Below are 9,818 nucleotides of genomic sequence, written 5' to 3'. Positions count from 1 at the left end.
TTGACCTTTGACCTTTGACCTTTGACCTTTGTGTGCTCCTAGCTCCCCCGCTTTTTATAAGCTATAATTCATAAAATTTTAACAATTAAAGAGCTAGAATAGTTTTTTAATTTTGAATCAATGGTACAAAAAAAGGAACTTGTTGTGGATAGTTTTATCCGGTCTATTTTAAATGCTCCGCGGGCTAAAAAACGCGCTATTACCTTATTTATTGACTCCCTGTTTATTGCGGCAGCTTTTTGGTTGGCTTTAATTGTGCGCTTAGATAGCTTAGCGCCTTTTTATGAAATAGGTAATTGGTTGCTACTCGCAATACTTATACCTACAGGTTTATACGCATTTATTTGCTTAGGCTTGTACAGGGCGGTACTTAGGTATATGAACTCACAAGCTTTGTGGGCCATTGTACTAGGTACTTTTATTACCACCGTTGCTTTAGTGCTGCTTTCGTTTTTTGTTGGTATAATTATTCCTCGAACAATGCCATTTATTTTTGCTTGGTTATGTTTATTAACTGTGGGTGGCTCACGTATTTTAGTGCGTGCCATGATAGGTAGAATGGCTACGGTTAATAAAGAGTCGGTTATTATTTATGGTGCAGGCTCTGCAGGTCGCCAACTTGCTACAGCTTTAGGTGCAGGGCCTGAGTATTATGTACGCGCATTTATAGATGATGACGGAACTAAACAAGGCTCAATAGTACAAGGTGTACCAGTAATTAGTTTTAAAGGTATTTACGAGTTAATTAATAAAGGTAAAGCGACTAAAGTACTTTTGGCTTTGCCTAGTGCCAGTCGCTCCCGTCGTAAAGAGGTGTTAGCCCAACTTGAACCGCTCAGCATTAAAGTACTCTCAATCCCAGGTATGGCAGATGTAGTTGAGGGTAAAGCTAAGCTATCTGAATTTAGAGATGTCGAAATTGAAGATTTACTAGGCCGTGACCCTGTTACGCCAAAGGCTGAGCTAATGAAAGCGAATATTGCTGATAAAATAGTAATGGTAACTGGCGCTGGCGGGTCTATAGGCTCAGAGCTTTGTAGGCAAATAGTTAAACAAAAGCCAAGTAAACTAGTGTTGTTTGAAATCTCAGAGTTTGGTTTATATTCAATCGAAAAAGAGCTCAATGAGTTTATAGTTAGTAATCAGCTTGATATAGAGCTGGTTCCTATTATGGGTTCGGTGCAGCGTATAAATCGGATTGAAACCGTAATGGTTGCCTTTGGTGTGCAAACCGTTTATCACGCTGCAGCATATAAACATGTGCCATTAGTTGAGCATAATGTGGTAGAAGGCGTGCGTAATAATGTGTTTGGTACATACTATGCTGCAAAAGCGGCTGTTAATGCCGGGGTTGAAACCTTTGTATTAATATCTACCGACAAAGCAGTACGCCCAACTAATGTAATGGGAGCTACTAAGCGTATGGCTGAGCTTGTGTTACAAGGCCTTGCGCAAAATAAAGGGGTTAAGCACCGAACTCGTTTTTGTATGGTACGTTTTGGTAATGTGTTGGGCTCATCTGGCTCGGTGGTGCCTTTATTCAGACGGCAAATACAAGAAGGCGGGCCAATAACGCTTACTCACCCAGACATCACCCGTTTTTTTATGACCATACCTGAAGCGGCACAGCTTGTTATTCAAGCTGGCTCAATGGGTAAAGGTGGCGATGTATTTGTGCTCGATATGGGCGAGTCGGTAAAAATAAAAGATTTAGCATCAAAAATGGTGCGCCTATCTGGTTTTGAAATTAAAGATGAAAATAACCCCCATGGCGATATTGAAATAAAATGCACCGGCCTTCGCCCTGGTGAAAAACTATATGAAGAGTTACTTATTGGCGATAACGTAGGCGAAACTACTCATGAGCGCATAATGACCGCGAGCGAAGTAATGTTACCTTTTGCTGAGCTAAATGTGTTTTTAGAAGCGTTAGATATTGCGTGCCATAATTTTGACCATGAAACCATTCGCCAGTTATTATTAGATGCACCAACAGGTTTTAACCCAACTGACGGTATTTGTGATTTGGTATGGAATGCTAAAAAGTATCTTTCAACCCACAATAAACAAAAAATAATTAATATCCGTAAATAAATATTTTGCTAAATCAGGCATTTTTCATGTTTTTAATGAGTTATATAAGGTGTTTTCACTAAAGTATAGCTTAAAGCACAATTAACTTTGCTTAATCTAATTCGATTAAGTTTGATAGACTAACTCAAAGCTAATTATTAGTAATAACTGTTGTATATTTTAGTTAGGCTGGTACTTCGGTTACTCGAAATGTTACTTTGTAATTATATATTTAAATTTTAAATCATTAATATAAGTTGATACTATGACTGTAAAATTAACCCATCTCAAAGCCCTTGAGGCAGAGTCCATTCAAATTATGCGTGAAGTTGCTGCTGAGTTTGATAATCCGGTAATGCTTTATTCTGTAGGTAAAGATTCGTCAGTATTACTGCACTTGGCACGAAAAGCTTTTTTCCCCGGAAAAATACCTTTCCCGCTTATGCATGTTGATACTAACTGGAAATTTAAAGAGATGATTCAGTTTAGAGATCAAATGGCCGAAAAGTATGACTTTGATCTAATTGTTCATAAAAACCCGGAAGGTATAGCAATGGGCATGAGCCCATTTGTTCACGGCAGTGCTAAGCATACAGATGTTATGAAAACTCAGGGCCTTAAGCAGGCGCTTGATATGCATGGGTTTGATGCTGCATTTGGTGGGGCTCGCCGCGACGAAGAAAAATCGCGAGCTAAGGAGCGAGTGTATTCTTTCCGTGATAAAAATCATCGTTGGGATCCTAAAAGTCAACGACCTGAATTATGGAATGTTTACAATAGCAAAGTGGATAAAGGCGAAAGTATTCGTGTATTTCCATTAAGTAACTGGACAGAGCTTGATATTTGGCAGTATATCTACCTTGAAGGGATTGACATCCCATCGTTATACTTTGCTAAAGAACGCCCTGTGGTGGAGCGTGATGGAACGTTGATCATGGTGGATGATGAGCGTATGGAACTTGAAGAAAATGAGCAAATTCAAAATAAAATGGTTCGTTTTAGAACGCTAGGTTGCTACCCTTTAACTGGGGCTGTTGATTCAGTTGCGCAAACATTACCAGAAATTATTCAAGAAATGTTGTTATGTACTACCTCTGAGCGTCAGGGGCGAGTGATTGATAATGACTCTTCGGGTTCAATGGAGAAAAAGAAAATGGAAGGTTATTTTTAGCCATATTGTAAGGCTTAAAAAATTTATAAAGTGTACAACATGCTTACTTAATATGTTGAATACACTTAATAACCGTTAACTTATTGAACCAAATTGTAGAGAAAATTATGTCACAAGAAACGAACTTACTTGCTACTGATATAGAAGTATATTTAAAAGTACATGAAAATAAAGACATGCTGCGCATATTAACCTGCGGTAGCGTCGATGATGGTAAATCAACTTTAATAGGTCGTTTGCTTTACGATAGCAAGATGATCTTTGAAGATCAGATGGCAGCAATAGAAAAAGACTCTAAACGTTTTAATACCACCGATAATGATTTTGATTTATCGCTACTCGTTGATGGGTTGCAGTCTGAGCGAGAACAAGGCATTACTATTGATGTCGCATATCGTTACTTTGCAACCGAACAACGTAAATTTATAATTGCCGATACCCCAGGACATGAACAGTATACGCGGAATATGGCTACGGGAGCTTCTACGTGTGATTTAGCTATTATTTTGATTGATGCTCGTCACGGTGTTCAAGTACAAACACGCCGTCATAGCTATATATGTTCATTGCTTGGTATTAAAAATGTCGTTGTTGCGATTAATAAAATGGATGCTGTCGGTTATGAGCAATCTGTTTACCAAGATATCAAAAAAAATTACCGTGAATTTTCAAAGGACCTTTCATTTGATGACGTAAGATTTGTGCCTATTTCGGCATTGCGTGGTGATAATGTGGTTAATGAAAGTGAAGCTATGAGTTGGTATCCTGGCTCTACATTAATGAAGTTACTTAATACTGTACAAGTTAAACGTGCACAAAATGATGCATTTAGGCTACAAGTACAATATGTAAACCGCCCTAATCTTGATTTTAGAGGCTTTAGCGGCACGATTGCTGCGGGTGATATTAGAGTGGGAGACACAATCTGTGCTTTGCCATCAGGAAAAGAAAGTAAAGTAAAAGAAATTGTTACTTTTGATGGCAATTTAGAAAAAGCATCGGCAGGAATGGCTATTACACTAACGCTTGAAGATGAAATCGATATCAGTCGTGGCGATATGTTAGTACGCCCACACGAGAAGCCGTTTTCAACAAGTAGCTTTGAAGCTGATATGGTGTGGATGACAGAAGAACCATTACATGTAGATCGTGAATACGAAATTAAAGTGGGTAGTAAGTCGGTATTTGGTTATGCTGAAGCGATAAATTATAAAGTCGATGTCAACACGTTAGAATATCAACAGGCGACCCAACTTAACTTAAATGAAATAGGTCGATGCCAGCTTGCTCTAACTGCACCTGTTCAATTTGATGCCTATGATGTAAATAAGCATACTGGGGCATTTATTGTTATTGATCGTTTATCAAATGTGACGGTTGGGGCGGGTATGATCCGTAAACCTATTGAGTCACAACCAAAGCAACAATCAAGCGAACACTCTGCATTTGAGGTTGAGTTTAATGCCTTGGTTCGTAAACACTTTCCGCATTGGGGAGCAAAAGTAATTAGATAAATTACTTTTATGGGATGCGGGCTTATTGGCCCGCACATTTTACTTTTATTAAGGATGGCTGGTGTATTTATGCCATTAGATGCCTTTTTAACGCTTGCTATTTTTGCCTGTACCATATTAAGTTTAGTGGTTTTACAAACTAAACCGGTTATTATTTTTGGTGGCTCACTCCTGTCTTTAATTGCCTTTGGTTTGGTTTCTAAAGAGCAATTTCTTGGAAGTATTTCTAACCCTGGACTAGTAACGCTTATTTTGTTGGTTATTTGTTCTTTGGGAATAGAAAAAACACGGTTATTAAGGTTATTAGCGGCTAAAATTATTGTTAGGAACTATCGTTCTACGTGGTTTCGGTTGTTTGGTGTGACGACCTTTTTTTCCTCTATTTTGAATAATACTGCCGTTGTTGCGACGTTACTTTCACCTATTAGGAATAACCCCCATCACTATGCTAGTAAGCTGTTACTGCCATTATCATACGCCTCTATTTTTGGTGGTACTTTAACGTTAATCGGTACGTCTACAAACTTAATCGTAAACTCTATGTTTATGGAGTCTACAGGAGAGTCTTTATCGTTTTTCTCGTTTACTGCCATTGGCATGATCTTGGTTGTTTGCTGCGGCACCGTGTTATTTTTTTGTCAGCGATTTTTACCCGATATCGAACAAAGTAAAGCATCTTCAGAAGGGTATTTTATAGATGCAAAAGTAGTTCAAGGTTCAGAGCTTATAGGTAAAACCGTTGAAGGGAATGGTTTAAGGCATTTAGAGTCGCTGTTTCTTGTTGAAATTGTGCGTAATAAACATTTAATTAGCCCTGTTTCACCGTCTGAAGTTATCCAACCGGGAGACCGGCTTATATTTTGTGGCGATATTAATAAAGTTCTTCAACTGAGTCAGTTCTCTGGATTGGAGATTTTTGCTGAAAAAAACGGTTCTTTACATAGTAATTTAACTGAAGTTGTTGTTAGGCAAGAAAGTATCATTGTAGGGAAAACATTAAAAACAACGGGCTTTAGGGCTTTATTTGATGCCGCCGTTGTTGCTATTAGGCGCGATGGCGAGCAAGTTTCAGGAAAGTTAGGAGATGTTGAGATCCGTTCTGGTGATTTTTTAGTACTAGCGGTGGGTGATGACTATAAAACTAGAACGAATATTAATAAAAATTTTTTAGTTGTGTCTGGGGTTGAACCCGAAAGCCGAATAAATGGATGGCGTGCATGGCTGGCTGTGGGTGGGTTTATCACGACGATTGCATGCGCTGCTTTAGGTGTTGTGGATTTATTAGAAGGCTTGGTGTTATTGTTAGGTGGTTTGCTATTCGCAGGATGTTTAACAACCAATGAAATTATTCGCCGATTTCCGATAGATATTTGGCTTATTGTTTCTTCAGCGATTTTGCTTTCAACAGCCTTGGTTAACTCCGGAGTTGTACTGATGCTGGGTAATTTTTTTAATCAGTTTAACGATCCAAGCTATATTTATTTATCGCTTATCTTGGTGTACGTGGCCACTTGGTTAATGACTGAGTTTGTTACTAATAATGCTGCCGCTGCTCTTATGTTTCCGATAAGCTATACCATCGCGACGGGGTTTGGTGTTGCTGTGCTTCCTTTTGTCATGGCTGTTGCTTTTGCAGCCAGTGGTAGCTTTATAAGTCCTTATGGTTATCAAACAAATTTAATGGTGTTTAACGCGGGTAACTATAAAGTGAATGACTTTATTAAAGTGGGGCTTCCTGTGAGTATTGTTTATGCCGTCATCGTGCTGAGCTTTGTGCCGGTATTTTTTCCGTTTTAAAAACGTAACTTAATTATCTAATTTATTGAAAAGCGAATTTAACTTATCGCTAAATATCATATTTGGAACAATAATGATTGAAAACATAGTATGGCACGCACAAACTGTATCGCGTGAACAAAAAGAAAAGCACAAAGGGCATAAGCCCGTTTTACTTTGGTATACAGGTTTAAGTGGTTCTGGTAAATCAACAATTGCAAATGCCGTTGAAGCAAAGTTATTTGAGTTGGGTTGTCATACCTATTTGCTTGATGGCGATAATGTCAGAATGGGTTTAAATAAAGGACTAACCTTTAGTGATGAAGACCGCGTTGAAAATATTAGGCGTATTAGCGAGGTTGCCAAACTATTTGTTGATGCAGGGTTAATTGTGTCTACAGCCTTTATATCCCCTTTCGCAAAAGAGCGTCAGCTAGCACGAAGTATTATGTCACAAGGTGAGTTTGTTGAAGTGTTTATCGATACACCTATCGCAATATGTGAAAGCCGCGATCCTAAAGGGTTGTATAAAAAAGCAAGAGCCGGAGAGATTCCTAATTTTACAGGAATTAGTTCAGCGTTTGATATTCCTGAGTCTGCAGAAATACATGTGCAAACGGCTGAGCAAAATATTGAACAAAGTGCAGAGCAAATAGTTAAATATTTACTAGATAAAAACATAGTGAAGTTATAGTTATTAGATATAATAACCCTTAGCTGTAAACAGAATGATATGCTCGAGAGATTATGAAATACGATATTTTTAATGGTGATGCAGATGGCATAATTGCGTTGCTTCAACTTCAATTAGCTAACCCTACTGATACTGTAAAAATAACTGGTGTCAAAAGAGATATTAATCTTTTACAAAAGATAACTCCAAAACAAGGCGATTGTATTCGTGTACTTGATATCTCAATGGAAAAAAACATGGCTGCGTTACACGATGCGCTAGGTGTCGGGGCACGAGTCATGTATGTAGATCACCATAAACCAGGTACAATTCCTAATCATACAAATTTGTTTGCGCATATCGATCTTGATCCAGATATGTGTACTAGTTTAATTGTGAGTAATTTAGTAAATAAAAAGTATCATTTATGGGCAATTACAGCAGCTTATGGTGATAACTTATTTGCAAAAGCGGATCGGGAAGCCGACGAATTAGGGCTCTCTGAAACTGAAAAATCGCAACTTAAAGCGTTTGGTACATATATTAATTATAATGGTTATGGTAGTGAAGTTGCTGACCTTCACTTTGCTCCAGAAGCGCTTTATGAAAAGCTACTACGCTATCAATCGCCATTAGATGCAATTGCTGATAAAGGGTCTCCTTTTTATACTCTACAAAGTGCGTATTTAGCGGATATGAATCAAGCTGCTAACGCACAAGTGCTACATGATTGTGACGTTGCGAAAGTAATTTTACTTGAAGATGCACCATGGGCGCGCCGGGTCAGCGGAGTACTGGGAAATGACCTCGCAAATCAATCACCCAATAAGGCCCATGCAGTTGTCACTTATAATAATAAAGATAGTTACACGATAAGTGTGAGAGCGCCTTTAAATAACAAATTTGGGGCCGTAGATGTATGTAGTCAATTCCCAACTGGTGGTGGTAGAGCAGCAGCTGCTGGCATTAATGAGTTACCTAAACTATCATTAGCGAGCTTGATTTTAGCACTTATCACTTATTATCGATGAGTTCTATTGAATGGCATATGCCAGGTTTAAAAGGAGATAAGCTCAAACGTATTTAGATTTGAAATTTATAATCATTTCTCTATATGCTCGTTAATATTCTTTGAACTTGAACGAATTACTAACTTTTCGAACATGAAATAAATTTTCACATTAACAATTAAATAACATTAAAGGATTTACATGAAAATAGCAGTGGTTGGTACTGGCTATGTTGGCCTTTCTAACGCTATGTTACTTGCACAAAATAACAAAGTTATTGCACTTGATATAGATGAGAAAAAAGTTGTTCTTTTAAAAAATAAGCAATCACCTATCGTTGATGTTGAAATTAGTGATTTTTTACAAAATAAACAGCTTAATTTTACCGCTACAACTAACAAAGAGTCAGCATTAGTTGGAGCTGAATTTGTAATTATAGCAACACCCACAGATTACGACCCAGAAACCAACTATTTTAATACCAATAGTGTTGAGTCGGTTATTAAAGATGTAATAAAAATTAACCCAACGGCCACTATGGTGATTAAATCGACGGTGCCAGTTGGCTACACTCAATCGGTTAAAGAAAAGTTTGGCACTGACAATATTATATTTTCGCCAGAGTTTTTACGTGAAGGTAAAGCATTGCATGATAATTTGTATCCATCGCGTATTATTGTTGGTGAGCAGAGTGAGCGTGCGCAAACGTTTGCTAATTTACTTGCGCAAGGTGCAATAAAGCAAGATATTGATATTTTGTTTACTGACTCAACCGAAGCTGAGGCCATTAAGCTATTCTCTAATACTTACCTTGCTATGCGTGTAGCCTATTTTAATGAACTTGATAGCTACGCTGAAAGCCATGCCTTAAATGCAAAGCAAATTATACAAGGTGTTAGTTTAGACCCACGTATTGGCAATCATTATAATAACCCATCATTTGGTTATGGTGGTTATTGCTTACCTAAAGATACTAAGCAATTATTAGCCAACTATAAAGATGTGCCTAATAATATGATTGGCGCAATAGTTGATGCTAATACTACTCGTAAAGACTTTATTGCTGATTCAATAATTAATCGCAACCCTAAAGTAGTGGGTGTATACCGTTTAGTGATGAAAACGGGCTCTGATAATTTTAGAGCCTCTGCAATTCAGGGGATTATGAAGCGCATAAAAGCTAAAGGCATTGAAGTGGTTATTTATGAACCTGCGTTACAAGAAGATGCATTTTTTAACTCTCGCGTAATGAAAGACCTTAATGAATTTAAACAGCTTGCTGATGTGATCGTATCAAACCGTATGGCTGAAGAGCTTAATGATATTGCTGATAAAGTATATACACGCGACTTATTTGGTAGTGATTAGGCGCGTAGCGCCTAGTTGTAAGTAATAAGGTTAAAGGACAAAGGTATTAGGAAAATGCTAGGTGCTAGGTGTCTAGCTTTTGTGGGAACAGGCTTCAGCCGTGATTGTTTTTTGGTTATGTGTTAAAACCAATCGGCGCTAAAGCGCTCTCTTACGATAGTAAATGTGCTAGGATTTAGATGTCTTTTTAGCTCGTGGCCCTTAGCTTTCATTGTGTCATATTTTATAATTTG

The 9,818-nt window shown here is 37.9% G+C and carries 7 protein-coding genes; all 7 read left to right on the top strand.

Annotated elements, in window-relative coordinates:
* Positions 1-144 precede the first annotated feature (144 nt).
* The 7 genes from B5G52_RS21480 (at position 145) to B5G52_RS21450 (ending at position 9,585) form a co-directional block, all read left to right on the top strand.
* Positions 145-2,094: a nucleoside-diphosphate sugar epimerase/dehydratase gene (locus tag B5G52_RS21480; RefSeq protein ID WP_087534681.1), complete on the top strand. Its 1,950-nt coding sequence runs from the start codon at positions 145-147 to the stop codon at positions 2,092-2,094.
* Positions 2,095-2,338: 244 nt separating this feature from the next.
* Positions 2,339-3,244, top strand: coding sequence for a sulfate adenylyltransferase subunit CysD (gene cysD, locus B5G52_RS21475; protein ID WP_087534679.1), 906 nt, complete (start codon positions 2,339-2,341; stop codon positions 3,242-3,244).
* Between the two features lie 107 nt (positions 3,245-3,351).
* Positions 3,352-4,758 (top strand): sulfate adenylyltransferase subunit CysN, encoded by a 1,407-nt coding sequence (cysN, locus tag B5G52_RS21470; RefSeq protein ID WP_087534678.1) that lies wholly within the window; start codon positions 3,352-3,354, stop codon positions 4,756-4,758.
* A gap of 69 nt (positions 4,759-4,827) precedes the next feature.
* Positions 4,828-6,555: an SLC13 family permease gene (locus tag B5G52_RS21465; protein WP_087534680.1), complete on the top strand. Its 1,728-nt coding sequence runs from the start codon at positions 4,828-4,830 to the stop codon at positions 6,553-6,555.
* Positions 6,556-6,628: 73 nt separating this feature from the next.
* Positions 6,629-7,228, top strand: coding sequence for an adenylyl-sulfate kinase (gene cysC / locus B5G52_RS21460; protein WP_087534677.1), 600 nt, complete (start codon positions 6,629-6,631; stop codon positions 7,226-7,228).
* Between the two features lie 53 nt (positions 7,229-7,281).
* Positions 7,282-8,238 (top strand): acetyltransferase, encoded by a 957-nt coding sequence (locus tag B5G52_RS21455; protein ID WP_087534676.1) that lies wholly within the window; start codon positions 7,282-7,284, stop codon positions 8,236-8,238.
* A gap of 180 nt (positions 8,239-8,418) precedes the next feature.
* Positions 8,419-9,585 (top strand): nucleotide sugar dehydrogenase, encoded by a 1,167-nt coding sequence (locus B5G52_RS21450; protein WP_087534675.1) that lies wholly within the window; start codon positions 8,419-8,421, stop codon positions 9,583-9,585.
* The last annotated feature ends 233 nt before the right edge of the window (positions 9,586-9,818 follow it).

The organism is Pseudoalteromonas sp. A601 (assembly GCF_002165575.1).
In the GTDB taxonomy this organism is placed as follows: domain Bacteria; phylum Pseudomonadota; class Gammaproteobacteria; order Enterobacterales; family Alteromonadaceae; genus Pseudoalteromonas.
The sequence above is the reverse complement of the archived record's forward strand: the minus strand, read 5'-3'. Positions and strand labels throughout refer to the sequence as shown.

Bases quoted from the DNA above. Each gene is read 5' to 3' on its own strand.
- cysN (WP_087534678.1), top strand. From the start codon at position 3,352: ATGTCACAAGAAACGAACTTACTTGCTACTGATATAGAAGTATATTTA.
- B5G52_RS21450 (WP_087534675.1), top strand. From the start codon at position 8,419: ATGAAAATAGCAGTGGTTGGTACTGGCTATGTTGGCCTTTCTAACGCT.
- cysC (WP_087534677.1), top strand. From the start codon at position 6,629: ATGATTGAAAACATAGTATGGCACGCACAAACTGTATCGCGTGAACAA.
- B5G52_RS21455 (WP_087534676.1), top strand. From the start codon at position 7,282: ATGAAATACGATATTTTTAATGGTGATGCAGATGGCATAATTGCGTTG.
- B5G52_RS21465 (WP_087534680.1), top strand. From the start codon at position 4,828: ATGCCATTAGATGCCTTTTTAACGCTTGCTATTTTTGCCTGTACCATA.
- cysD (WP_087534679.1), top strand. From the start codon at position 2,339: ATGACTGTAAAATTAACCCATCTCAAAGCCCTTGAGGCAGAGTCCATT.